23 protein-coding genes are annotated in these 25,518 nt (G+C 36.0%); 16 read left to right on the forward strand and 7 right to left on the reverse strand.

Features of this window, described 5'->3' with window-relative positions; translation table 11 throughout:
- Nucleotides 1–403: 403 nt before the first annotated feature.
- Nucleotides 404–2,290 carry an asparagine synthase-related protein gene (locus KO534_RS13310; RefSeq protein ID WP_215930161.1) on the reverse strand — a complete coding sequence of 629 codons (1,887 nt, stop codon included), beginning with the start codon at nt 2,288–2,290 and terminating at the stop codon, nt 404–406.
- 311 nt (nt 2,291–2,601) lie between these two features.
- On the opposite strand from KO534_RS13310, the gene KO534_RS13315 reads away from it, so the two are divergent.
- The 15 genes from KO534_RS13315 to KO534_RS13385 all read left to right on the forward strand — a co-directional run bounded on the left by KO534_RS13315 (nt 2,602) and on the right by KO534_RS13385 (nt 18,269).
- Nucleotides 2,602–3,189: a hypothetical protein gene (locus KO534_RS13315; protein WP_215930162.1), complete on the forward strand. Its 588-nt coding sequence runs from the start codon at nt 2,602–2,604 to the stop codon at nt 3,187–3,189.
- 11 nt (nt 3,190–3,200) lie between these two features.
- Nucleotides 3,201–3,356: a lasso RiPP family leader peptide-containing protein gene (locus KO534_RS13320; protein ID WP_215930163.1), complete on the forward strand. Its 156-nt coding sequence runs from the start codon at nt 3,201–3,203 to the stop codon at nt 3,354–3,356.
- Nucleotides 3,357–3,414: 58 nt separating this feature from the next.
- Entirely contained in the window at nt 3,415–4,353 is a 939-nt protein-coding gene (locus tag KO534_RS13325; protein WP_215930164.1) for a hypothetical protein, read from the forward strand.
- Nucleotides 4,354–4,388: 35 nt separating this feature from the next.
- On the forward strand, nt 4,389–5,795 hold the full coding sequence (locus tag KO534_RS13330; protein ID WP_215930165.1) for an undecaprenyl-phosphate glucose phosphotransferase: 1,407 nt from the start codon (nt 4,389–4,391) through the stop codon (nt 5,793–5,795).
- A 418-nt stretch (nt 5,796–6,213) separates the two neighbouring features.
- Nucleotides 6,214–7,395 (forward strand): glycosyltransferase, encoded by a 1,182-nt coding sequence (locus tag KO534_RS13335; RefSeq protein WP_215930166.1) that lies wholly within the window; start codon nt 6,214–6,216, stop codon nt 7,393–7,395.
- A 135-nt stretch (nt 7,396–7,530) separates the two neighbouring features.
- Nucleotides 7,531–8,652 (forward strand): glycosyltransferase family 4 protein, encoded by a 1,122-nt coding sequence (locus KO534_RS23750; RefSeq protein WP_215930167.1) that lies wholly within the window; start codon nt 7,531–7,533, stop codon nt 8,650–8,652.
- Nucleotides 8,649–9,728 (forward strand): glycosyltransferase family 4 protein, encoded by a 1,080-nt coding sequence (locus tag KO534_RS13345; RefSeq protein ID WP_215930168.1) that lies wholly within the window; start codon nt 8,649–8,651, stop codon nt 9,726–9,728. The genes KO534_RS23750 and KO534_RS13345 overlap by 4 nt, the downstream gene beginning before the upstream one ends.
- Before the next feature lie 5 nt (nt 9,729–9,733).
- On the forward strand, nt 9,734–11,137 hold the full coding sequence (locus KO534_RS13350) for a hypothetical protein (protein ID WP_215930169.1): 1,404 nt from the start codon (nt 9,734–9,736) through the stop codon (nt 11,135–11,137).
- Between the two features lie 144 nt (nt 11,138–11,281).
- Nucleotides 11,282–12,043: a sulfotransferase domain-containing protein gene (locus KO534_RS13355; protein ID WP_215930170.1), complete on the forward strand. Its 762-nt coding sequence runs from the start codon at nt 11,282–11,284 to the stop codon at nt 12,041–12,043.
- Nucleotides 12,040–13,104: a hypothetical protein gene (locus tag KO534_RS13360; protein ID WP_215930171.1), complete on the forward strand. Its 1,065-nt coding sequence runs from the start codon at nt 12,040–12,042 to the stop codon at nt 13,102–13,104. Before KO534_RS13355 ends, KO534_RS13360 begins: the two co-directional genes overlap by 4 nt.
- A 39-nt stretch (nt 13,105–13,143) precedes the next feature.
- Entirely contained in the window at nt 13,144–14,457 is a 1,314-nt protein-coding gene (locus tag KO534_RS13365) for an oligosaccharide flippase family protein (RefSeq protein WP_215930172.1), read from the forward strand.
- Between the two features lie 106 nt (nt 14,458–14,563).
- Nucleotides 14,564–14,947 carry a hypothetical protein gene (locus tag KO534_RS13370; RefSeq protein WP_215930173.1) on the forward strand — a complete coding sequence of 128 codons (384 nt, stop codon included), beginning with the start codon at nt 14,564–14,566 and terminating at the stop codon, nt 14,945–14,947.
- A complete protein-coding gene (locus KO534_RS13375) occupies nt 14,948–16,525 on the forward strand; it encodes a GMC oxidoreductase (RefSeq protein WP_215930174.1) in 1,578 nt (525 codons plus the stop codon). It abuts the gene before it with no gap.
- Nucleotides 16,522–17,154 carry a c-type cytochrome gene (locus KO534_RS13380; protein ID WP_215930175.1) on the forward strand — a complete coding sequence of 211 codons (633 nt, stop codon included), beginning with the start codon at nt 16,522–16,524 and terminating at the stop codon, nt 17,152–17,154. Before KO534_RS13375 ends, KO534_RS13380 begins: the two co-directional genes overlap by 4 nt.
- A 116-nt stretch (nt 17,155–17,270) precedes the next feature.
- On the forward strand, nt 17,271–18,269 hold the full coding sequence (locus tag KO534_RS13385; protein WP_215930176.1) for a nitroreductase family protein: 999 nt from the start codon (nt 17,271–17,273) through the stop codon (nt 18,267–18,269).
- Between the two features lie 90 nt (nt 18,270–18,359).
- Here KO534_RS13385 and KO534_RS13390 read toward each other — a convergent pair whose 3' ends face one another.
- The 6 genes from KO534_RS13390 to KO534_RS13415 form a co-directional block, all read right to left on the reverse strand.
- Nucleotides 18,360–19,466, reverse strand: coding sequence for a polysaccharide pyruvyl transferase family protein (locus tag KO534_RS13390; protein WP_215930177.1), 1,107 nt, complete (start codon nt 19,464–19,466; stop codon nt 18,360–18,362).
- A 336-nt stretch (nt 19,467–19,802) separates the two neighbouring features.
- Nucleotides 19,803–20,837 carry an acyltransferase family protein gene (locus KO534_RS13395; RefSeq protein ID WP_215930178.1) on the reverse strand — a complete coding sequence of 345 codons (1,035 nt, stop codon included), beginning with the start codon at nt 20,835–20,837 and terminating at the stop codon, nt 19,803–19,805.
- A 41-nt stretch (nt 20,838–20,878) separates the two neighbouring features.
- The gene (locus KO534_RS13400; RefSeq protein ID WP_215930179.1) at nt 20,879–22,000 is read right to left on the reverse strand and encodes a nucleotidyltransferase family protein; all 1,122 of its coding nucleotides are present in this window, start codon (nt 21,998–22,000) and stop codon (nt 20,879–20,881) included.
- A complete protein-coding gene (locus KO534_RS13405; RefSeq protein ID WP_215930180.1) occupies nt 21,990–23,291 on the reverse strand; it encodes an O-antigen ligase family protein in 1,302 nt (433 codons plus the stop codon). Before KO534_RS13405 ends, KO534_RS13400 begins: the two co-directional genes overlap by 11 nt.
- Nucleotides 23,292–23,407: 116 nt before the next feature.
- Complete coding sequence (locus KO534_RS13410; protein WP_215930181.1) at nt 23,408–24,094, reverse strand: hypothetical protein; 687 nt, start codon at nt 24,092–24,094, stop codon at nt 23,408–23,410.
- A gap of 43 nt (nt 24,095–24,137) precedes the next feature.
- Nucleotides 24,138–24,941 (reverse strand): tyrosine-protein phosphatase, encoded by an 804-nt coding sequence (locus KO534_RS13415; protein ID WP_215930182.1) that lies wholly within the window; start codon nt 24,939–24,941, stop codon nt 24,138–24,140.
- A 192-nt stretch (nt 24,942–25,133) separates the two neighbouring features.
- Here KO534_RS13415 and KO534_RS13420 point away from each other — a divergent pair, with 192 nt between their 5' ends.
- Nucleotides 25,134–25,505, forward strand: a complete 372-nt coding sequence (locus tag KO534_RS13420; RefSeq protein ID WP_215930183.1) for a GxxExxY protein — start codon at nt 25,134–25,136, stop codon at nt 25,503–25,505.
- Nucleotides 25,506–25,518 lie beyond the last annotated feature (13 nt).

The raw sequence follows: 25,518 nt of genomic DNA on the forward strand, positions 1-25,518 counted from the left end.
AACAACATGCAGGAATGACGGGAGTTAGTTCTTAGCCTGTAATTCCGGTCCAACCGAAGCCACACCTCTGTCATTCCGGTCCGACCGCAACCACACCTCTGTCATTCCGGCAGTCTTTTAAGCCGGAATCAGTTTTTTCAAAGGGTAAAACAAAAGAATGGATTCCCGCAAACAGCACGCGGGAATGGCAGATAGTAGATTCCTGCTAACAGCATGCAGGAATGACTGATAGTAGATTCCTGCTAACAACATGCGGGAATGACAGAAAGTAGATTCCTGCTAACAGCATGCTGGAATGACAGATAATAGATTCCTGCTAACAGCATGCTGGAATGACAGATAGTAGATTCCTGCTAACAACATGCAGGAATGACAGATACTAGATTCCCACCAACCACTACCATCACTCTGGAAAGTGGGTTTGTAACCATGTAAATGTCAATATGACATAGAGTAAATCAACCTGTAGCGGTATGTTTGGATCACCAACTATCCGGTCGAATTCGGCTAATAGTAGGGTTTGGTTGATCAGTCCCATGTCGGCCAGTCTGGTGTCTTGCAATATCTCTCTTAGCGCAGGGGCATTTTCACGTACCAGATTGCCAAAATGTTGGTCAAAAACGGTTTTTTGTACGTTCCAACACACACTTTTAGGAAGGTAACTGTCCATGCTTTGGCGTAGTAGCCACTTAGGGTAAGCTCCTTGGATAAGTTGTTTGGCAGGAATAGCGAAAGTAAATTCAGCGAGTTTAGTATCAAAAAATGGATGCCTAACATCTATTCCAAACTGTTGAGCCACTTTGCCGTAGGAATGAACTGAATTGTAAGTAGAGGTGGTTTTTAAACTCGTGTATCTATTATAGCCAACGGGATCTTTATTTATATCAAATGGATTATTGATTCGAGTTTCTTCAAGCGCCAAAGCTTTAGCTTTTGCAGTTAACCATATCGGCACACTATCGGTATCGTTGTTTTTACTATTAAGTGTCAGGATTTTTAACAGTAATTCTGGGATAAATGGTTTCACAAATAAGTTCTTTAGGGCTTGCCGTTTCGACACACCTACTGCACTACTCGCTTTTAATACCTCTGATACCACGCCCCAATCACCGTCTTTAAATCTTTGTGTATAGGCGGCGCTATGTCCCCAGCACATTTCATCACCGCCGTTCCCCGTAAGTAACACGTCTGCCCCAGCTGCCTTAACTAGAGCTAACTCTTGCTTATATCGCGGTGATAGCACTGTTCCTGGGCTTTCAATATCTGATGGATACAAGGCTAGAAAATCCCGGTTTTCGCCTTCGTCTACTGGCATTTGAATACTTTGGTCTATTTCTAGGAAACTCAACATATCCTTAACTAATTGACTTTCATCGGATTTTTTCGACTGAGTATACAAATGAGACAACGGCAACACCTTTTTACCGACGGCCTTAAGGTGGGCATTAGCCAAAGCTGTCACACTTGTTGAATCTAAACCGCCACTCATTTGTGACGCAACTATTTGCTGTTGCGAATCACAAGCAGAAACAACACTGCTATTTAACAACTCCGTAAAACGCTGCGAATATTCGGTTTGGTTGTTTAATATGAGTTTGTTATCAGGTTCAATGTCCCAAAATTTGACGATTTTAGCTTTATTAGCCATCGGCAATTCAAGCCTGTAACCAATGGGCAACACATTTACCTGCTCAAAAAGTGATATTGCAGGGTTAGGATAACCACTCAACCAACTCGATAAACCCCGCTCAGAAAGCGTCAATTCTTTACCCATCATGGTTTGTATAAATTGCAGATCGGTAGAAACAATTCTGCAATCTGTATCCTCTACCCAATAAATTGAACGAGAACTAAGAGGGTTTGTTGCGATATGGATACTATTTTGGTCAGCTGCTATGGCCACAAGTAAAAAACTATTTTCCAATTTCGAAAATATTTCACTTTTATCTTGGGCGAACATTTTGCTTAATTTATGTGCAGAATTATCCAGACTGGTGCAATCATCGCCGTTTAGAGACGATGAGAAAGATATTTTAGCCCCCGCAGATTCGCCTAACAATATGCTTTTATTAACAATTTTTCTATTAAAGTCAGCAAAACCAAATATTGGTTCGAACTTTGCAGAATCATCACAGTATAAAATTAGGTTATTTTCTTTCTCAATAGAAATGAGGCCAGCAAAGCGCTGCGGATAATGTGTTCTCAATTTTTTGCGAAAGCTATCAGAACCATCAAACATGACATTTTTGTTAACGTTTTGTGAAGCTTCTTTGAAAATACATACAAACATACGTTTTTATAACCTTAATCGACACAATCGCAATGATATCAAGAGATAACTATAACCAATTTAAATTTTTATAGCCAAATAATAGACAATTTGGGATCAAAAATTAGGCGGTGTCAGACTTTTTTACATATTTAATATAAATTTAGCCCCCAAAGCTGCTTTATTATACAAAAACAAAAGCAACCATAAATAAAACACTGATTTATAACGACATAAAATAAATGGTTCAATTATTGCTTTGCAAAAATAGAAGTAAAAACTTAATCAACTAACGGGTAGTTGATTACAATTGCTAACTTTTGGAGACGGATATGAAAAAGCTTTTACTATTGGGTTTTCTATCAATGTTTGTAGGTACTCAAGCGCACGCTGGGTTTATTAGCATTGTTAACGGTGCAGATATGGCGGGTATAGAAGTAACAGCCACATTTAGCAATTCAACTACTGAAACTATTGTATGGGAAGCACAAAGTGCTGACTCTGGTGGTGTATCAGGAACTGATTGGTCTCTAAGTCAAGTAGGTGATTCCTTTGGTGAGTTAGGTCCATTGGGCGTAGTTGGGGCATGGACAATTTTTAAAGGTAATTCGGACTTGGTATCGTTGTTTATCAATTTATTACCGGCAAGTTTCGTATTTGATACCGCATACGGTGATGCTTCAGCAAATGGTTCGGGAAATGGACGTGAATTTGTTCCTGCCACGCCAATTGGCTATGCATTTAGTGGTTTAGTGCAAGATGAGTTATATACAGGTTTAACACTAGACAATATCTCAGATGGCGAAACCCAGTTTGTAATTGATACAGATCTCGTTTCTGCGTCTGCTCCATCAACAGTTTCAATATTATTGCTTTCATTACTTGGTTTAGTAATGAGTTCACGTCGCAAACAGGCTTAAGGGGAGTTCACATGACTGATTCAACTATTAATTCAAGCGAAAAACGTGAATACGTAAAGCCTGAACTTACAAAAGTAGGCAGCTTAGCTGAGTTGACTCAAGGTTTCTCTGGAAGTGTTCCAGACGAAAACGGTGGTCATACTAAGCGCAACCCTTTCCAGGGATAGACTGTTTTTTCAGGCTCTAAGGACTAACTTTTGAGCCTGATACTTCTGACAGAAACTAATGTTAAAAGATTTTTATTCTATGCCTTTACATGGCGTAGCATGTGGCGCTTTGGGCTCAAAAAAAAGCCTACCTTACAATCTGTCTTTGAATTTCGACTCAATAATAGAAGGTACGTTAGGCGATAAAATTTGGTCTTTGGTTGATAAGGGCGAGAGGTACCGCACCGAACTCAACCTGTTCAGAAGCGCCACAAGTTGTAGTTTACAAGTGAATTGCGAAGGCCATGGTGTTTTTAAATTTACTGGCAACCAATTAACTATAGATTGGCAGAAACTCGGTACAGGCTCTGCACATTATTTTCAGACGGTTGGATTAGCCGTTTGGTTAGAGCTAAACCAAGTGTTATGTATTCATGGCAATGCACTTGAATACAAAGGGCAAACAATAGGATTGGTGGCGCCAAGTGGCACTGGCAAGTCCACGCTTAGCGCAAAATTATGCGAAAGTGGATTTTCATGGATGACAGACGACATGATGGCGTTACATCCAGAAAATAACGGCGAACAATTTAGGGTTTATCCCAGTTGGCCAATAGCGAGAATGTGGCCTGACTCGGTAGAGAGTGAGCTTAAAGTTAGTCACGAATCGCTAGAAAAGGTGCACGACGGATTTAGTAAACGCGTTGTGAATTTGCAAGGTCAAATAAGTACTAGCAATAGCGGCCAAGTACTCAAGACTATATACATACTAAACCGAGTAACAGACGCAAAAACAAGCTGCGAAGTTAAAACGGTAACAGGTAGTAGAGCATTAATACTGCTGCTACAAAACAGCATTTTAGGCGACGCCTACACGGCGTTAGGCATAGAAATAAACAGAATAGCAACATTAAGTAAGTTGCTAGATAACATAAGTGTAAAAGAAATCACTTATTGTAATGGAAGTCACAATTTAAATATTGTACGCAAATACATTCTTGAAGATTTAGCTAGATAACCCGTTAAATATAGAATGCAAGGGAACGGAATAAGATGACTAAACAACAACATGGCATGGTTAAAAACAATACCAATAAAATGGCGGCCTTATACCGACTAGTTGATATCGTTTTGATCCAAGTGATCCTGTATATCTGTGTAATGTCTTACAACCAAGCATACAACGAGCATTACTTCACAATATCGCTTATTGGCTCGGTGGCATTTGCCTTAATTTCTGAATCTTTTGCGCTGTACCGCTCCTGGCGAGCTGGCTTTTTTACCCAAATCATTTTCTATACCCTCACTTGCTGGGCATTCTCCTCAGTTGTAGTGTTTGGTTACTTGTTTTTCTCAAAAACTGCCACAGACTTTTCCCGTGTAGCACTAGGTTTGTGGATGTGTTCCACACTTTTCAGCTTAATCGCTTGGCGCTTTTGTTTTCAAATATTTTTATCGAGCATGCGCCGCAAAGGCTACAACACCCGTAGCATCGCTATATTTGGTATGTCAGAAAAGGGAATTCGTTTAGCAAAAGAAGTGATGGACCACCCTGATACGGGTTACCGCATGGCTGCTTTTTATGATGATAGAGACAAAAGCCGTTTAGACGAAGATTATCACTATTATCTTCGAGGCAGCATTGCTGAAGGCATTAAAAACGCCAAGAACAACAAATACGACGTTATTTACATCACCCTACCTATTCAAGCCAAAGTGCGTATTGAAGAAATGTTATATGCTTTAGGCGACTCAACCGCCAATGTACATGTGGTACCCGACTTGTTTATGTATTGTTTAATGCACGGAGAAATGTCACATGTAGGAGAAGTGCAAACCATCAGCGTTTACGATAACCCCATGCAAGGCAGTTTAGGTGTGTTGAAGCGCTTAGAAGATTTATTCCTCTCAATTTGCATTTTATCTGTTATTGCGCTCCCCATGTTAGCCATTGCTTTAGCGGTCAAATTTACCTCAAAAGGCCCTATTATCTTTAAACAAGACAGATACGGCCTAAACGGCCGTAGAATAAAAATGTGGAAGTTTCGCTCAATGACAGTCACCGAAAATGATGACGTAGTCACTCAAGCAACAAAAGGTGACTCCCGCATTACTAAAGTAGGCGCTTTTTTACGTAAAACATCTTTAGACGAACTGCCGCAATTTATCAACGTATTAAAAGGCGACATGTCGGTAATCGGCCCTCGCCCTCACGCAATAGCCCACAACGAAGAATACCGAAAAATAGTCGACTTCTACATGCTACGTCACAAAGTCAAACCCGGCATAACCGGCTGGGCTCAAGTAAATGGGGCAAGGGGCGAAACCGAAACCGTCGACAAAATGAAAACACGCGTAGAGTACGATTTAGAATACATTCGAAATTGGTCATTGTGGTTAGATTTTAAGATCGTAATGATTACGATGTTTCGTGGGTTTAATGACAAGAATGCTTATTAATTTTTATCTATGTAGTCGAATAAAATTTGTGAAGACAAGAATAGTAGAGTCTTTGCTGTAGACAGTTTCCTTATTAGTAGCAGTAAATGTAGCATGATTAAAATAATGATAAATCAGTTTTTTTTAAGAAATATAAATGGGAGACTGTTTCATTATTTACACCGTACCCGAGGTAAAAACATCAATGATATTGCCCCCTTTACTCTCTTAAATTCTAACCTGCAACGAAACTTTAAATATAGCTTCACTGTGGCCTCTGTCCCCTCGATGTTTAATAACTTATATCACGAACATTTTGTTTTCTTATTCAATTTGAAGGGTAAATCATTTTTTAATAATTACACTAAAACACTTTTGCACTGAAACTATATATATTTTGCGTTTTGAACAATTACAACAACAATGATTGGAATTAATAATGAGTTACGATGTAAGCGGAGTTGATGTAGGAATTGTACACGATTGGCTCCCTCTTTTAGGCGGTGCTGAAAAAGTAGTGCGTCAATTTGTCCATGTATTTCCGGACAGTGAGATATACACATTATTCAATTTTTTAAATGACGAAGATGAAGCATTTTTAAACGCAAAAAAAATTAACGTAAGTAAACTAAATAAACTCCCATTTGTTGAACATTATTATCGAAACATGTTGCTTATGTGCACAAGGCATATTGAGCAATTTGACGTTTCCAAACACGATATTGTTTTGAGCTCCTCAGCAGCTTTAGCGAAAGGGGTATTAACGAGTGTAGATCAACCACATATTTCCTATATACACAGTCCAGCTCGTTATGCATGGGATCTCAGCCATGAATACATAAATGATATTCAAGGAAAGTTCACCTTTTTTAAAAGAGCAATTGCCAAAGAGCTTATATACAGATTCAGAGCTTGGGATGCCCGCAGTATAAATACCGTAGACACAATTTTAGCCAATTCTAACTTTATCCAAAGACGAATTTACAAAGTATATAAACGTAAATCAAAAGTCATTTACCCTCCTGTAAATATCGACAAATTTAGTTTAAGTACGGCTACCAGAGAAAACTACTACGTTACAGCTTCCAGACTAGTCGCCTACAAAAAAATAGACTTAATAGTAAAGGCGTTTACAAAAAAACAAGATCAAAAGTTAATAGTAATTGGTGACGGACCAGAGTTAGCTAATTTGAAACGAATCGCGACACCAAATATTGAATTTGTCGGATACCAAGAGTTAGACGACATGATAAAAATCATTCAATTAGCTAAAGCATTTGTATTTGCAGCATTTGAAGACTTTGGGATTTTACCGGTTGAAGCACAAGCATGCGGTACCCCTGTTATTTGTTTTGGGTTTGGTGGCACCTCAGAAACAGTCAAACCGCTAGGACAAGTAGACAAACCAACAGGCGTATGGTTCATCAAACAAGATGCAGATCATATCTTAGAAGCCGTAGATAAATTTGAAAAAAATATAGATCAATTTTCGGAAATAGAATGTCGAAAAAATGCAGAGTTTTTTGGGAACCAAAGGTTTTGTAATGAAATTACAGACTTTATTGGACACGGTATGGCAAATGGTTTCGATACAGAAAACCCTAACCTGTTAGCTGATTAAATAAACTTAAAAAATAAATATTGGATAGTCTTTTGAGAACAAGTAGTCCGTCATATTTCAACTCCCATAGTCATTCTAAGTTTAGAGCGAATTTTGTGCATGAAGGAATAGAAAAGAATATCGGAGAGTGTGTTTGTGAGAAGTCTTAATTTGGTACTCAATGGTCGCTTTCTTTTGCAAAACATCACAGGAGTGCAGAGAGTTGAACGAGAAATTCTTGTTGCGCTTGATAAATTGGCCTTACAAGGGATAATAAAAGCACCAGAAGTATTACTTCCAGAAAAAGGCGACATTATTTCAATGCCTGATCTACAGGTAATTAAATTAACACGAAAAGGGCGATTAACAGGTCATCTATGGGAGCAATTAGAGCTGCCTAAATACTGCAAATCAAAAATCTTATGGTGTCTTGGGAATACCTCCCCCGTATTGAGTTTGTTTTTCTCAAATACCAAGGTACTGACCATGATCCACGACCTTTCTTACAAATATTTTCCATCAGCATATAGTTGGAAGTTTAGAGCGGTATACTCAAGCCTTATTCCAATTGAAATATCTAAAAGCAATGCAATAGTGACAGTTTCGGACGCCGAGAAACGAGCCATGGCACAACATTATCCTAAACTAACAAACTCTCCTCGTTTTCATATGGCTCAAAACGGCGGCATTCCTGATGATTCTGCCCAGCAGGCACAAAAAGAAACATTACCCGAATTATCAGACAGAAACTACGGAATTTATGTTGGGTCTTTAAGTAAACGAAAAAATGCCGAAGGCGTATTAAAAGCAGCAATACAATTTTTAGAAACTTATCCTGATATGCATTTTGTGGTTATTGGGGCCAGTTCAGGCGTGTTTGATTCATTTAATATTGAAATTCCAGATAAAATCAAGCCAAGGTTAGAAATGTGTGGCCAAGTCAACGAGCCACAAAAAATCTATGATGCATTCGCCCATGCACGCTTTTTACTATTTCCATCATTTTATGAAGCGAGTCCTCTGCCACCTATAGAAGCCATGACATTTGGTTGCCCAGTAATAGTATCAAACATACCAAGCTTGACAGAACGTTGTACAGACGCAGCGTTATATTGCGATCCTCATGATATGGCGAGCATTAATAAAGCAGTTAACACGTTAATGGAATCAAATGAACTCTGGCAAAAATTAGCAGATGCTGGCCGTAAAAAAGCAGCTGAATACTCTTGGCTCAGACAAACTGAAACTTTGCTGAGACTAAGTAAGTTTGCTTCATGACTAAAACTAAACTACGAATCATTCACGAAACCAATCCACAGAAGTATTTTCCGGTATTGTTTGAACTGGCACAGTCTGCACAGGTTGAGTTAGTAGGCACCCATCGTTATAGCGTGGTTAAAGAATGGATACGTGCGTGGTTACGTGACCGTACATCATTTATGCAGCGCAACCGAAATGCATTTAGCGACTTTCTATTTCGATTGCGTATCCCTTTTATAAAAGGTGAAACTATAGTTATTGGCTTTGCTCCATGGGATTGGCGCTTACTGATTTATCGAAGCCTAGCTAAGTATAACCAAATTATATACCACACCTCTTGGCATGATTGGCGTTTGGATAAAACCCCGCGTCAACCTAAATTACCGTGGTTCAAAGGCTATATGCAAAAGCAATGGCAAACATTTGTGCACCATCCTAATGTCAAAGTGGTTGCGGTTACCTCTCTCGTTGCCAAAACCTTAAAACAAGAAACCGGTATCACAGCAGCAGTGATACCTCATGCTGTGCCTGATGTGTTTTTTGAAGCAGGCGAAAGTCGCTTACATCGCGAAAATGGCCCGTTAAAGCTACTTTATGTAGGTGAAATTTCAGAGAAAAAAGGAATTAAGGTGTTGATTACCCTAATGAATCAACTTAAAGACAATGATGTCACATTAACGGTTGTAGGTAATGGCTCTCTAGTTAGTTTGGTTGAAAACGGCCCAGAAAACGTCACCTATATCGGGCCAATATTCGATAGAGCAAAACTTGCGAAGATTATGGCCAAACATGATGTGTTAATGCTTTTATCGCAAAAAACAGCTACATGGGAAGAACTATTTGGCATTGTTATTATTGAAGCAATTGCAGCCGGATGCGCTGTGATCGCCTCAGATCATATTGGACCCAAGGAAATATTTAATAACCACATTAATGCTGGTTTATACGACCAAGCAGATCTTGCTGGCGTGTACACAGCATTAGAAAATATGCAGAATAATAGAACCCAACTACAAGAGCTTAGAGAGCATCAAAGGGTTGCTTCCCTATATTCAATGTTTACGTTAAAAACGATGTGGCAAAAGGTAATTTAGCAATCATGAATAAATTTGCATTTTTAATAAGATGTTTTGCTTTCGTTATTCTGATTGGGATTTTTTTTATTGCGCCCTTTTCTTATTCTTGGAAAATGGCGCTGCTACTGGCCCAGTCTTTTTTACTCTCATCTATATTATTATTTTTAGCCATGATCCTCGACAACCGCCGTGGTGGTATTTCGTACATGTTTGAGTTTTTCATGTTATTTTTTATTGCACTGCCTGCAACCGTACAGATTTCATTAAACAAATTTCCATGGTTTGCAATATTTCAACCAGTTTACCTTTGCTGGGCGTTTGGAATATTAGCTCTTTCACAAATGGCTTATCAATCGGGAATAGCATTTCAAGAATATAAAAACCAGAATAGAATTGACCCGCCTAATAAGTTTGAACTTACTATTGGAAACTCCCTTTTCTATTCAAAATGGGCTTGGAGCCTAGCATTACTTGCTGTTATTTTTGCTTTAGCTGCTGGCCCTTCGAACCTATTTGTCGCAAGATTTGAACGAGGAGAGGTCAGCTTTAGCGGTTTAACACAGCAATTCTTATTCATGTGCAGATCACTTAGTTTATTAGCTATGGTTATACTTTTATTTTTAGTGAAATATACACCCCATTTCGGATTAAGACGTCAAAACATCTATGCTACTCTCATATTTTTGGTGCCTTTCCTGTGTATCAATTACTTACCCGCACTACCTCGCTTTTTACTTTTTGGAATGTTCCTTGCTTTAAGTACTGTTTTTTTCAATTATTTTCGCCCTAAAAACAAGGCCTTAGTTGCAATGGTTTCAATAGCCGCCTTATTTATTATATTCCCAACGATCAAATCATTGGGAACTGGTGAGTTTGATGTAACTAGTTTTTCACAGCGAGCTGACAGTTCAGCAATTACCACATATTTATTGCGAGTAGATTTCGATGCGTATATGCAGATTGCATCGACTATCCAGTATTATATTCAAAGTCCAAGCCCACTTCGGTATGGTGAAAACTTTATTGGCGTAGCACTTTTTTTTATACCAAGTGCCCTTTGGACCGAAAAACCTATACCTACAGGTGTAATAGTATCTGCAGGTTTAGACTACCAATACATAAATGTATCCAGCCCTTTACAAGCAGAAGCGTTAATGGGGTTTGGTATTATTGGGCCCGCTCTTATATTTTACTTACTAGCTTTTTATATTTCAAAAATAGAATGTCAAGCAAAACCTTATAAAAATAGCACTCCTCTAGCCTCTTCATTTTTTATTTACGCTATATTTATGGGCTTTATCGTTATTATTTTACGAGGCGCACTGAATGGTGTAGCCCCCCAATTTGCTACAGCATTTTTGGCATTTTTTATCATGCAATTTATGAAAAAGCATAGACATATTTTAGTAACAGGCATACGTAAATGATTAATTTAAAAATGAGTATCTCTAGAAAAACCGATACACCATTATTTAGAGAAAAAGAGAGAAAAATTTACACTTGCAGCTCTACTTTATCTCACTTAACACAACTTTACGTTAGCCTCAAAAATTTAAAACGGATAGACTCTCATGAGCAATTATAGGGTACTCAAAAACTTGTTTCGTCCAGTCTATGAACAAGTTAGGTCGACTTGGGAACTATATGCCGATAAACCGACAGGCCATTATCCAATCGTAATTCAAGGGATACAAAGATCTGGAACTAATTATCTAACAACCCTTCTAACACAATCAGACTATAGGATTATCAACAAGATAGATCCAAAACGTAGTAATCCTAGTCATAAACATTTTCGCTGGCAAAAAAACAAGCATTCAATCGTGATGGATGCGCGTTATCAAAACAATAGATACGTTAATTCTTTACAGGACATAAATAAAATATGTGGATATAAACCTGATCTTAAACATATTGTATTATTCCGTACCCCAGAAAAATGGTTGAATTCAATATATCGATGGGGACTTGAAAGTAAATGGTTTAAAAATGAAGATGAATTTTTTGCTCAAAATCTACATATTGCCTACTTAAAAGAGTGGGATGCCTATTATAGCTTTTGGCAGAAAACCGCTGCTCAAACACCTAATCAAGTTTTATTAATGAGTTATGAAAGATTAATCGCGGAATCGGAACTTGGGCTTTCGAAGATAGACCAATTTATGGGTGTAGTACGACACTCTACTGATAATTTAATATATTCCGTTGATAAAGTTCGACATTCACGACCAATTGTTGAAAAAAGAACAGCATTAAATCGGCCTGAATTATCAGAGTTATTAAAAAAGACTACAAATTTTGATTGGCATACTGCAATGGAGAACTCCTTTTGACTCTTACAATTATTGCATGGCCTAAAGAAAAAAATAAGAAAAACAATCCATTTCAACATTTACTCTATGAAGCTATTGAAAAGCGAGAGTTGTTGCTAGTTAAAGAATTTAATCCCTTCATTGTTCTCACTACTAAAGGACAAAAAGTTCTTCATATTCATTGGCCTGATGTATTTTTGGCCACAGCGAAAGGATGGAAATTTTGGACCAAAATTGCCTATTTACGCGTGTTATTCTGGATAGCCCGAATACTTAAAACACCTATAATTTGGACTGCACATAATCTAAAGCGACCGGGGCAACGAAACTCAGATATATTGGATAGCGTTTTTTGGCCTTGGTTTTCTAAACGGATAGACGGAATTATCTATATGACAGCATCATCTAAACGCAATGGAGAGGAATTATTCCCAAATTGGCGAGATATTCCCAACGTGATAATTCCACACGGTCATTATGGTCCAATAATAGATACTCATCACCTAAAACCGCACACGAATAGTGATGACAAACCTAAACTTCTATTTTTTGGTTCTATCACTAAATATAAAAATGCAAACAAGCTATTAAGCGCTTTTTTAAATCTCCCTGAAGGTAACGCTATATTAAATATAAAGGGAAAAATGAGCAGCATGAGTCCAGATACGCTGCTATTACAAAAATTGGAAAAATTGCCATGTAATCGTAAATCTGAAGTGAACTTCGATAATCGCTTTCTAAGTGATGAAGAGCTGATTCAATCAATACAGGAAAGTGAAATTATTATATTCCCATACTCTGACGTTTTAAATTCAGGGGCAGCTATATTTGCTTTGTCAGTCGGTAGACCTATTTTGGCTAGTGACACTCCACTGTTTCGTGAGTTACAACAACAAGTAGGCAGCGAGTGGGTCCAACTCATTAATAACGAACTCGACGCACCTCAGCTATCTTTAGCCATTAAACACGCAAAAACACTTAAAAAATCCAAAGCATCACCTGATTTATCTAAGTTTGAATGGGATCTCATTGCTGAACAAACCATAGCCTTTTACCAACACGTTTTAGCTGAAAAAACCTAAAAAACAATGAAATCTATCTTACTAAAACTGGGCAAATTAATGAGTATGCGTATGCTCGCTATAGGCTTAACTTTTGTTCAAACAATTGTTATGACCCGTGTGTTTGGTAGCGAGGTATTCGGTTTACTATCAATTGCCCTATCTATATCTGCATTGGCCGTGTTACTTTTATCTTTTGGCCTTGATCAAGTATTGATGCGTGAAATTGCCCGAATAGGAAAATCTCGTGTGGTATTTTCACAACGCTGGCAGGATCTATGGCGATTAATCATCAAAAGAGTCCTGCCCATTACACTTGTAGTGACAATTGTTGGGGCTATCTTAGTAACCACTACTTCATTTGCAGGACCTTACCAACTAACTTTGTTAGCAACTTTTTTGTTACTACCGATTATACTTTTTCGCAAGTACATTGAATCCATTTGTTTAGGCACTAAACAAGTAGTGCTTTCCATTACTGGCAGCCAGATTATTTATCCTATATTAATGATTCTAGCCGGATTTTATATATGGTATGCAGGTATAAAACCTGATGCGACTTCAGTCTCTTTCACTTATGCTTTTGCTGCAATAGGCAGCCTCATAGCTTCAGTTCTATTAATTACAGCTACCTTAAAAGAGATACGATCTAAAACACAAAAGATAGACAAAGAAAGATCCGAAAATGCAGATCTGTTAGAAAGTCCTGGAGAAAAAGCCTTATTCAAAAGTGGCTTACATTTCTCCCTCGTATCACTTGGTTTTGTATTAGGCCAACATATTGACGTACTGATGATGGGAGTGCTGTCAACCCCAGAAAACGTGGCATTAGTGCGAATTGCAGCCCGGGTAGCAGAAATGGCAGGATTAATTCGCGCAATTATTTTATTACAATATAGGCCACAAATTGCCGAAGCTTATGGTAATTCTGATAAAAAGAAGCTACAACAGCACGCAACCATAATGGTCAAGTTATTTACCATATCAGGAATCCCTATAACTCTGGGCTTTTGGATTTTCGCTGAAGAAGTAATGATGGTTTTTGGGTCAGAATTTATTGCAGGTGCTTGGGCGATGCGTATATATATCGCGGGGGTTTTAGTTACATTACTTTTTGGGCCAGGAAATGCCATGTTAGCAATGACAGAGAATGAAGGTACCGCCTCTCGAATAGTATTATCTTCACTTTTAATACAGGTATTGCTAAACATAGTACTTATTCCGTGGGCAGGTCCAATTGGATGTGCAAGTGCAAATTTTATAGCAATGTGCTTCATAGCTATAGCAAGTAGATTTTTGTTAGTAAAAAAATTAGGGGTGGAACCTTCTTTAATAGTTATATTAAAAAAAACACCTACTAAATATAGGTTTTAAGGTAATGCAAATTTGATTGGATTATCCAAGTCGCTAAAGTTTTGATTGCTCTAATACCATCAATTAAATTTGTAAAATAACTAAAATGGAGTTTTAAAATATAGTTATGCAACATACTCGAAGAGAATTTTTAAAAAATTTGTCATATCTATTTACTGGAATGTTGACACTTTCAACAGCGGCAATTTTAAATCCATCACCTAATTCAAATTTGTTAAAAATAAAAAAGCAATTTAGCCAAGCATCAATTAGTCATTGGATTGTGGGTAATTTATCAAACTCAGAAACAATAGCTTTAATTCAATCGAATTTAGAATTTATTAATACAATTCCTTTGTTGACATTTCAAGAAGTAAGCGAGCAAATTTCCTCAGATTTTATTGCTGATAAAACCATAATAATTCAAGGGATATACTTTTCTATAAAAGAAGTTGTTTTGTTGGTAATTGTTAATGATCCAAAGTTTAGTCACTTTTTTGAGGAACTTTAAATGCCATTTATTGATGCGAACGATAATCTTATCCCTGAGGAGTTAAAAACAGATATATGCATTATAGGGGCAGGCGCAGCAGGTATCACATTAGCTAGAAACCTTAAGACTGTAAAAGATATTATACTTGTTGAGTCTGGCAACTTCGAGATGTCAGGCGCTAGTCAATCCCTATATAAAGGTAAAAATTTAGCTCTCAAGTACTACGACCTGTTAAAATGCAGATTACGATATATGGGGGGTACTACAAATCACTGGGGCGGATATTGTAGGTCTAATGATCCTATTGATTACGAAGGCAGAGCAGAGCTAGGTTTACCCAAATGGCCTATATCGAAGGATGAACTAACCCCTTATATTAATTTAGCTAAAACAGAGCTTGATTTAAAATATGATTTTTTCGAAAACACAGAATTACTAAAAGATAAAAAGATTTCGAAAGAGCAATTATTAGAAAACCATCACCCCGATTTCCAAACAAAAGTATTTCAAATTACAAAAAAACGTCGATTCAGGGAAATCTATAAACATGAATTGCAAAAACAAACAAATTTACAAGTTCTATTAAATTTAAATGCAATACATATACAACTTAATGAACAAGGAGATAACGTTAAAGAAATCATATTCAAAACAATCAAAGGCAAAAAAATACTAATTAAAGCAAAAAAATTTATTCTATCGTGTCATGCAATTGAAAATGCTAGGTTGTTGCTCAAGTCAAATGATGTTGCAAAAACAGGAATTGGAAATACATATGACCATTTGGGGAGGTACTTTATGGAGCATATTTATCTAAAAGCTTCCAAATTAATACCTTCAGATAGTTTTCCAAAATTGTATGATTTTAAAGAATTGAGAGATTCGAAATTAAATGCTAATTTGAGTTTTTCGGATAACTACACTCGAGAAAACCAATTACTGCAATATTATTGCCGTTTCTATCCAGTATATGTAGAGGATAAAGAAAAAGACTCACTAAGAAATATTAAACGTAACATAAATGAGCCTTATAAATATGAACTATATAATGATATTAAAAATTTAGTAAATAATTTTAACGATGTTAAAAATTTCTTAATATCGCAATTTGGTTTTTATAACCCTGCACCTAAATACTATCAATTGGATCATAGAATAGAGCAAGCACCTAACCCTGATTCAAGAATTATATTATCAAATGACAAAGATCTCTTTGGCATGCCACTAGCTGATATCCAATGGAAACTAACTGATCACGATTATAGATCATTTAAACTTGGGCAAGCTAAAATAGTAAAAGAACTAAGTGCAATGGGCGCCGGAAGGTTTGAGCTGGAAGAATTAACACCTGATTTAATAAGGGAAAGAATTAAAGGTCATTATCATCATATTGGCACTACACGTATGAGTAATTTGGAAGAGGATGGAGTTGTAGATAAAAACTGCAAAGTTCACAATGTAAATAACTTATATGTTGCTGGTAGTTCAACTTTTCCTACAGCGGGATATTCAGGCCCCACGATGATGATAATAGCAATGAGTATTCGCTTAGCAAACCACCTAAGTAACGATTTTTTATACGGACCTAAAAAATGATAAAAATTTTATTATGCTTTTTTCTTCCACCTATTTTGCTTTTAAGGTATTCGAACAAAATATTTTTATCACTACTCTCATTAACGATTTGGTGGTGTGCAATTTATTTTTTTCTAGAAAGATCGGTATCATTAGGTATTGTTATTTATTTGGCTCTTGTCACTTTGGTTTTATATCTAACATTCCAAAAATATACGGGAGACAAAACACAACTTAAAATAAAAACACACTGGATTATGGTCTTATTACCTTTAATTACTTTAGCTTTTTTTACTTCGACAATTGTAAAACGCAATATTCAAGGCAAAACTAATTTAGCTAAAACTCAATATAGTTTAACTTTAGGTAAACAAATATATGATGATAAATGTAGCCTTTGTCATAAGTTAAACGATGGGAACTATGTTGGTCCTAGTTTAAAAGGAATATTTATGAGGCCTGCAGGGAAGTACCCAAATTATAACTATTCTAAGAATTTACAAACTGCCAACTTTGTATGGGACGAACAAAAACTAGTAACGTTTTTAAATGACCAAAACGGTTTAATTCCAGAAACAAGAATGTATATATCCCCACTTACAAATGAAGAGTTAATTACGCTAATTCACTTTCTTAAAAACGAACAATAAGTACATGTTACTTAAAATGTAATAGTTGCATGTTAGAAAAATTGTTAGCCCTTCGGTTCAAAGGGAAATTAATCAACCTAAAAAACACAACAAAATTAATATTAAAGGAGTAACGCTTGAAACTAAAACAGGTAATTCCAAAGGCAGCTTCGAAACACCTAGTGAAAATCAAAAATCACCTAGTATTGATTAATCATGCCTTATATGATCTAGGTAGGTTCATAAAATATTCTTCTATAAATGCATACAATGAAGACGCCATTATTACCTGGTTAATGCAAGATTCGCATCGAATAGAAAAAGGATTAAGTTTAAGAAATCCAAAAAAAGGATTTGGCAAGGATGTTTTAGTTCGCATATTCAAAAATATACAGTTGGCTAAAAATTTCGACAAAAACCTTATGTCAGAATCTGTTGACTACGCTATTTTTGCATTAGATTTATACTTCGACTATCACAAAGACTCTTTAGATTTGATTGCCCCTAAACTTGTTGAAGCATTCCAATCGCTGGAGAATAAAAAAAATGCCATCAGTAGCAATTCTGAGCATGTATCTAAAGATATAAATGAGTACTTCGGTGATTATAAATTTGATGATTTATGTTTCGATCGGGCCAGCGTACGACAGTTCGATCTAAGTAAAAATATTTCAAAAGAAGAATTAGAAGCGCTTATAAAGCCGGTCATAAAAACCCCATCGGTATGCAACCGACAGCATTGTAAAGTTAAAATAATTACTGAAAGAAACCTTGTACTCGATTTATTAAAGCTACAGAACGGTAATAGAGGTTTTACCGAAGACATACCTGCTTTAGCGATAGTGACGAGTGACATTTCATTTTTTGTAAAACCAGAAGAAAGAAATCAAGCGTTTGTTGACGGCGGCATGTTTGCCATGAGTCTTTTATATTCCATGCAGAACAAAGGTTTTGTCGCATGCCCGTTAAATTGGTCTGCAAACATCAAAAATGATAAAGCGCTTTATAAATTTAATATATTAGAAAATAAAGAGTCTGTTATTATGTTCATAGCATTTGGTCGGCCACTAAATACAATCTTATTTGCAAAATCACCGAGGAAATCTTTAAACAACTTCTATCAATATTATAAATAACTTTTAGATTTCACATGTAGTGGCCAATATTACTTGACCACTATAATTCTTAATCTTCTATTGTTAGATATTGATTATATTTAATGGTTGCTATTTTTGTATTGCTAGAGTCTCAATAAGAAAATTTTGTGATCTAGACCTATGAACTTTAAGTTTATCATTTACACTTTTCCAGTCTATTTTCTCATTGATTTTAACTTTAGTTAAATCAGATTTCTGAACCACTAACCGATCTTCTAATCCAAACATTTTTAGTAAAGATTTAAACCTTGCCATCCCCCTATTTTTATTGCCGTACGCAATAAATGGTTTATTAAACAAAATAGCAAACACACAACCATGGAATGAGTCAGTGATGACATATTGTGCATCATCAAACCCTTTAAGCCATGAGGTGACTGTTGGGTACACCATATCGTCAATATTTTCAGCAAGATGTGCTTTAGCATTTATTTTAAATGAGGATATTTTCAATTCGTCAAGAATCATATCGACTGAGGATAATTTTTCGATGGTTTCATCGAGTATATAAGTTAACAATCCCCCGCTATGATTAGGCTCATTCGCCGCGATAATCAACTGCCTATAATCATCAGCACTCAATAACATGGTGGGGTCAAGGACATGCACCGCATCTTTGTTTAAGTGTGTTTTACATAGCTCTACGCCGCTATCCTCTCTAACAGAAACACCACTAAATCTTTGAATTTGCTTTTGATACTTTACTGTTTCTTCTTCTGTGTAATCCCAACTTTCAACACCAAAAGATGGGGCATATGATAACAGGATTGGCTTGTCACTTTTTACAAATCCAAAAAAGGCACGATCAATATGCCTAAACATCCTAGCTCTCCAAACTTGGTCGCTACCTACCACATATGCGTCGTAATTATTCTTTTCAATATTTGAGAAGTCATCAGCATTTTCAAGTGGATGAGTTTTAGGATGAATATATTTATCAACGAAATGAAATGTGTTTTTATAGACTCGCCCATCATACAAATTTTTATATTTACGAGAAAAAACGGAAAGTAGGCTTTTCTTAACCACACCTTTCCAGCTGGGTTGATACTTAGTTTTGATATATAACAATTCCGGTTCGTGGTCTAACTTTTTTAATGTTTCCATTAATGCGTAAGATTGTAGTATTCCACCATAATTCAATCCCAAATTGTAAGTTAACACTGCTATTTTCACCTAACGCTCTCCATTTGATGTTTCCTTTAATTCTTTACAAAAATATCCACTAAATCTAACTTAAGAGCGATATCCATTGATTACTTAGTAAGTTTTAACACTAATTTTGATGAAAATTATAAAAGGATAATAATCCTTAATCCATCAGTCTATGTCATAACTACTATTAAAAAAAACGTCGAATACCACTCAATATTCTTCAGATATATAACAACAAAATTGGACATTTTGAGGTTCGACCGTATTTTACAGCTACCTCTTCTTTCAATAGGAAATGTTTCTAAAAGAAATTTAAAATTATCCTGTTATTCCCCCCAACTTTGAGAAATATTATAGTTATTTAGAGATCCGTTTTGATAATACTTCAGCAAGAATATCAAGTGAATTAGAAATTGGAGCCCTAAAAACATAAGGAATTCGTAACCCCCCTATTATTTTTAACGCTAATAACGGTAATATCAATCCTGCAATACAGCCGACCATTAAGTGAATTGTTACTGATTCAATATTAAACACTTTACTTAAAAGCACCCTAGTACCTGCACCAGCTAAAATATGCATAAGATAAATAGCCATTGAAGATGCCCCTAATAAAGCAATGTAACGATGAGAGCTTTTAGAAAAAGAAATTGATAATGAAACAATAAACAGAATTGAAATGAGAGCAAGTATTAGCGATTCTATACCTTTTTGAGTGTAGACTGCATCTAGGTGACCATGAAACAAATATTGCCCTGTAATAAAAAGTACTAATGTTAAATATAGTGATTTCTGGTAAATTAACTTCTCACACATCTTATATCTCGTAAATACGATGCCAAAAACGAAAAATATCAAGTTATCATAAAGAAAATTAAGAATTAAATAATTAGGAAGTATCGACTTTTGCACATAAATAAATATTGCAAATATCAAAATAATAAAATGCATCTTCTCGTTTATTAAAGAATACATTAACGTGCAAACTATAAACACAATGAATAAAATATAAAGAAACCAAAATTGTGCTCTCGGCTCCCATACTGCAAGCACTACAGAAAGTGTTACATTTCCATTCGTATAATTTGATAGAAAAACTTCTGTAACTCCTTGTAAGAGAGACCAAATCAAGTAGGGATAAATTATGGTATCAATTTTATTGAATACTAAGTTTCTAGAACCCCTTTTTAATAATGAGTCATAAAAAAAAAGTCCCGATAAAAAGAAAAAAAGTGGCATGTGAAAACTGTAAACAATACTATCTATGAGCTTCTGTATATTAGTTGGCAAGCCTAAACCTGCACTATACAATCCTCGTGCGACATGCCCATAAACAACTAAAATAATACCTATGCCCTTCGCATAATCGATCCAATCTACTCTATTTTTCATTACTCCCTCTCTACTGATACGCATTTTCTTATTCTTCATATTTAACTATGGATCGTTTCAATTAGGCCATTGAATATCCGCCGGATATATAACCATATAAGTGGTTGTTTATTATTAACTCCGTACTTAGCGTAAATTTCTGCCTGTGGTGGAAAAACAGTTTCTTTCAGGAATAACCACTTTTCTTTTAACGAGGGTTGATTGCTAAAACTCTCAAGTAAAAGTGCACTTTTGCTATTAATTGTTAACAACGAATCAAATTCTGGCGCTGCTTGTGATGATTCAAGCGTATCAATAATGTTATTTATTGCCGGCGAATCAAAATATTCGGTTGTGAGTTCAAGGGTTTTGATTGTCACTTTCCCCAATCCCACTTCATTAACAAGTTGCAAAAACTCATTAGGATCTTGATCATACAGTTTTTCACATAGCAGAAAGATATCGTAATACCAAATCAACTTAATCAAGTCGCCACGTGCTCTGTGATTCATCAGATGAAAAATGGCGTGTAACAATGCAGGGGCAAAACCGACGAATTGTGCTTTTGTTTCATTGTCTGTAACACTATGTTCCAACAACTGCTCCAAAGAAAGTACATTCTCCAAACGTTTGTTGGTGCTGATTTTTAGGTGTATATCAAAATCAACGTTCAATTTTTCACTGAGTGTTTTACGCTGTGAAAATTGATTAATAATGACCTTAGGTTCCCAGCCTCTGGGATTAAAATAGTCTTGCTGTTTGAATATTTGTTTAACTTTATCGACATCCTTTTCTGAAATGAGTAAGTCGATATCAGCTTTTGTTCGCATATTTGAATTGGGGTAAATGGTTCTGGCTAAAGCAAAACCTTTAAGTACAACAAATGGGGTGCCTTGTTGAACTAAGAGCCTGAGAAGCTTTGCTGCTTCAGCATCGAAAAAATTAGTCGCTATTGTTTTATGTTTGTTAAAAGCATCGACTTTTTGATAAAAAGCGATAAACCGATTAGATTCCAATATAGCTTTATTTTGTTTCACCAGAGCGGTAACACCATGTTGCACAGCTAAGTTGAATAGAGTTAACTCGTCAATATGACAATATTCAAAATTACTTTTAGCTTTAGTAATGCCATTGCACATGTCGGCTAATAGACAAAAACATTCAGTTTTTACATTACTGTCCATATCGTTGCCTAGTTATTTTTTCTTGTTCAGTCATTCTTAACAACAAGGCGACTATCACAAAGAAATACACTGACAAGGCTAACGTCCCAAAATTAAAATCAATTGCGGAATGCACAAGTATACATACTATTGCAACTTGCCCTCCCAGTACGGTACCTACATTTTTGACAGGAACATAGGTTAAAATTTTATGTAGTATTAATAATAATGCGCAAGCAATGAATAACGCTCCAAACATACCTTGGGTAGCTAACAACTCGAGATAGTCATTGTGCACATGATTCCACATCTCTGTGTTACCTAAATTTACGTCTTTGTACTTCTGTTGAATTGCGGAATATGTACCGGGGCCAGTCCCAAACATTGGGTAGTCTTTTAGTATTGAAAGGGCAGTTTTATACGACAGGCCTCTGTTGTTATCCTTTAACCCCAGAGTTTCAAATCGTTCAAATGAATTAGAAGTTAAAAAAATAGCAACAACAACTGTTGAAATCCCAAAGACTAAAACCGCTTTTTTCTTAAACCAGAACTTATTTCTTTGACGCAAACTATAATTCAATAGCGTAATTACAATAGCTACTCCAAATACTAAGCCTCCTCCGCGAGAGTTGGTTCCAGTAAAAGTAACCAACATAACAAGTAATAAAATGATAGTAACCATGTATTTTTCGAACAATAGATGGCGGATAGAAATTTCTACATTAATATCATCTAACGTTTGTCGCCTTTCATTCAATTCATCTATTAACACACCAAACCCAATAGCAATGGTCATAGCGAGATAGATTGCATATTGATTTTTATAGCTAAAGGTCCCTGTCAAAGAAATTGACCACGGTAAATTAAAAGGTGGGATAGCTTTAATAAACTCGTATTGTCCCTCAGTGAAATAATTAATCTGCGAATAAATAGCCATTACTGCACTGCTGTAGAATAATGTTTTTATTATTCTATTTTGCTGTTTTTTGTGTTTTGCAAACAAGTAGCAGAGGCAAAATACACAAACAACACTGGCTATTTTTGCTAACTCAATCAGTGTTAGTGCTTTAGATATAGTCAAAGTAATATGTGTCGGTACTACCCCACTACCTTTCATTAATAGGGAAGTATTAGGTGATAGCCATTGCACTACTTCAACTGGCAAAGGTATTAGAAAAATACAACCGTACCCAAACCAGAGAATCAGCAGACACAAGGGTAATTTCACTTTAGAAAACGCAGTAAACACATTAACTTGTTTTGACAGTAGTGCTAGACCAAACGTCAGCATAAACAAAGTAGAAAACAGCATTACCTCCCAATCTAACTCAGCACCATGCATCCAAGGGATAAGCCCTAACATTATTAGAAAACAGTTTGAAATCATTGGTGTTCGAAAATTATCAAGGTTAGGCTGCACTACAGAGTTCATTTGCACCTTCGCTGGTTTGCTTTTTTCGCTTCAATTTCATTGACTTGTTGTGCGTTAATAGCATGAGTAACTAATAAATCTAATACACAGTATTTTTCTGCAACCCGCACCGCTTGCCTAAAGAAGTTAATGTAAGTATTAAACATATTATCTAACATTTTGTGAGTGTTAAGCTGATTGGTTTTAGATAATTTTTGCCAATTTTCAAAGGCAATAGGAAGTAGTTTTTGTTGTGAAAGTTTTTCATATTTCCCTACTTCAAGGGCACGGCTTAGCTTGATATCAATATCTTTAGACCAACCAAAATGCTGATACAAATAATGGGTTTGCCATGCTTGATGTTGAAATGCAGTGGGTTCTAATTCTATAGCTTTTGCAAAAAATTGGGCTGTACTAGCTAGAGAGTATTCGGCCTGTTTGCTTTGATTTAATAATAAGTGATACCTGCCTGCCAAAGTATAGAAATTAGCGTTTGATGGAAATAATTTAATCGCTGTTTGCATTCGGTTAAAATGCTTTGTAAGTTCTTTAACGTTGTCAACATTAGCTGTTCGTTCTAAATCGACAATCGACATAAGTGGTCTTGCTGCAATGATATTTGCTAAGCATAATTTTAAACAAAAACCACTACCAATAAGTAATAAAACACTTAGTAAGCTTTGCAATATTCTTTGCTTAACCAAAACCGCATAACTCCTGTATTTGCTTAGTATGAGCCGCCATTTATTATGAATTATTTGACACGGAATAATCATTAAATTGAGTGACATTTTCAGGCTGAGTTTTACATAACATCATTGCCAACTCTTGACCATGCAAGTCATCGATCTTATCAAAGGCTTGAAGCAAATCAGGTGATCTTCCCTTTAAATTGTGACAATCAGAAGCAATCGCAAATACTTGTTCATTAGCAATCAATTCAACAGCCATATTCTGCGCCTCCACCCCAAATTTTCCAGTTAAACTGCTACCCGTAACTTGCAATGGGCACCCTAAATTAATAAAGGTTTGTAGCTTTGAACGGTTTTTCATAAACGACTTATTCCGTTCTGGGTGCACAATAATGGGTTGGATATTTTTTTGTAATAACCAACGCACCAAATTGTCACTACCGTGAGGCACGTCTATTCGTGGGAATTCTAATAGAAATGCCTTTTTGCCTTGGTATTCACCTAACCAAGGTATTTGATCTTGTTGTACCAAAGTCATCAATTCTGGGCCAATTCTTAACTCAGCGCCTAGTAGCAATCTAATTGATATATTTTGGGAGTCGACAAGATCACGAAATTTCACAAAACTTGCGGTTAATTCTGCCTTGGTATTATTAAACCGACCTAGGTGAATATGCGGCGTTAGCACTTGTGTTGTCACCCCTTGGTCAACTGCCATTTTAAGCATATCAAGGGCTTCGGCTTCGTTGCGCGCCCCGTCGTCGACACCGGGTAAAATATGGCTATGGATATCAATCATGATTTTTTCCGAAGGAAAAAGTAGAAACAACATCTGAACCACAGAGAACACCGAGCTCACAGAGATTTCCCTTATTAAGAACACAGCAATAATTTACCAGATAGAACATCAAGCCTGCTGAGGAAAGCAACTCCTCACCTAAAGCTGCTCTATTCAATAAAGACAAAAACTTTAATTCCAAAATATTCATAATTCCTTTAGACAGCAAAGTTGCACTACACTCAAAGTTAAATCGTATTCAAAATACAAAAAATGGATATAAATACGCTTACTGAAAAGGTGATTGGCTTAGCAATTGAAGTTCACAAAACTTTGGGACCCGGTTTACTTGAGTCAAGTTATGAGTCTTGTTTAGTTTACGAGTTAACTAATCACAAAATACCTGCTCAGCGGCAAGTTCTTCTGCCACTTCAATATAAAGGAATAAATATAGATAATGGTTATCGTATCGATATTTTAATTCCAAACACCCTTATCATTGAGTTAAAAGCGACAGATAAAATTTCACCCATTCATATTGCACAAACCCTAACCTATTTAAAACTTAGTAAAATTAAAACTGGGCTAATTATCAACTTCAATTCAACAAAACTAACCAATGGATTGAAACGCTTGCGCTTGTAACCAATCTAATTAC

The sequence above is a fragment of the Paraglaciecola arctica genome (assembly GCF_018861065.1).
Classification (GTDB): domain Bacteria; phylum Pseudomonadota; class Gammaproteobacteria; order Enterobacterales; family Alteromonadaceae; genus Paraglaciecola; species Paraglaciecola arctica_B.

Excerpts from the sequence above, each read along its gene's own strand:
- KO534_RS13310 (WP_215930161.1), bottom strand. The coding sequence starts at position 2,290 with ATGTTTGTATGTATTTTCAAAGAAGCTTCACAAAACGTTAACAAAAAT.
- KO534_RS13315 (WP_215930162.1), top strand. The coding sequence starts at position 2,602 with ATGAAAAAGCTTTTACTATTGGGTTTTCTATCAATGTTTGTAGGTACT.
- KO534_RS13320 (WP_215930163.1), top strand. The coding sequence starts at position 3,201 with ATGACTGATTCAACTATTAATTCAAGCGAAAAACGTGAATACGTAAAG.
- KO534_RS13325 (WP_215930164.1), top strand. The coding sequence starts at position 3,415 with ATGTTAAAAGATTTTTATTCTATGCCTTTACATGGCGTAGCATGTGGC.
- KO534_RS13330 (WP_215930165.1), top strand. The coding sequence starts at position 4,389 with ATGACTAAACAACAACATGGCATGGTTAAAAACAATACCAATAAAATG.
- KO534_RS13335 (WP_215930166.1), top strand. The coding sequence starts at position 6,214 with ATGAGTTACGATGTAAGCGGAGTTGATGTAGGAATTGTACACGATTGG.
- KO534_RS13345 (WP_215930168.1), top strand. The coding sequence starts at position 8,649 with ATGACTAAAACTAAACTACGAATCATTCACGAAACCAATCCACAGAAG.
- KO534_RS13350 (WP_215930169.1), top strand. The coding sequence starts at position 9,734 with ATGAATAAATTTGCATTTTTAATAAGATGTTTTGCTTTCGTTATTCTG.
- KO534_RS13355 (WP_215930170.1), top strand. The coding sequence starts at position 11,282 with ATGAGCAATTATAGGGTACTCAAAAACTTGTTTCGTCCAGTCTATGAA.
- KO534_RS13365 (WP_215930172.1), top strand. The coding sequence starts at position 13,144 with ATGAGTATGCGTATGCTCGCTATAGGCTTAACTTTTGTTCAAACAATT.
- KO534_RS13370 (WP_215930173.1), top strand. The coding sequence starts at position 14,564 with ATGCAACATACTCGAAGAGAATTTTTAAAAAATTTGTCATATCTATTT.
- KO534_RS13375 (WP_215930174.1), top strand. The coding sequence starts at position 14,948 with ATGCCATTTATTGATGCGAACGATAATCTTATCCCTGAGGAGTTAAAA.
- KO534_RS13380 (WP_215930175.1), top strand. The coding sequence starts at position 16,522 with ATGATAAAAATTTTATTATGCTTTTTTCTTCCACCTATTTTGCTTTTA.
- KO534_RS13395 (WP_215930178.1), bottom strand. The coding sequence starts at position 20,837 with ATGAAAAATAGAGTAGATTGGATCGATTATGCGAAGGGCATAGGTATT.
- KO534_RS13400 (WP_215930179.1), bottom strand. The coding sequence starts at position 22,000 with ATGGACAGTAATGTAAAAACTGAATGTTTTTGTCTATTAGCCGACATG.
- KO534_RS13405 (WP_215930180.1), bottom strand. The coding sequence starts at position 23,291 with ATGCTGTTTTCTACTTTGTTTATGCTGACGTTTGGTCTAGCACTACTG.
- KO534_RS13420 (WP_215930183.1), top strand. The coding sequence starts at position 25,134 with ATGGATATAAATACGCTTACTGAAAAGGTGATTGGCTTAGCAATTGAA.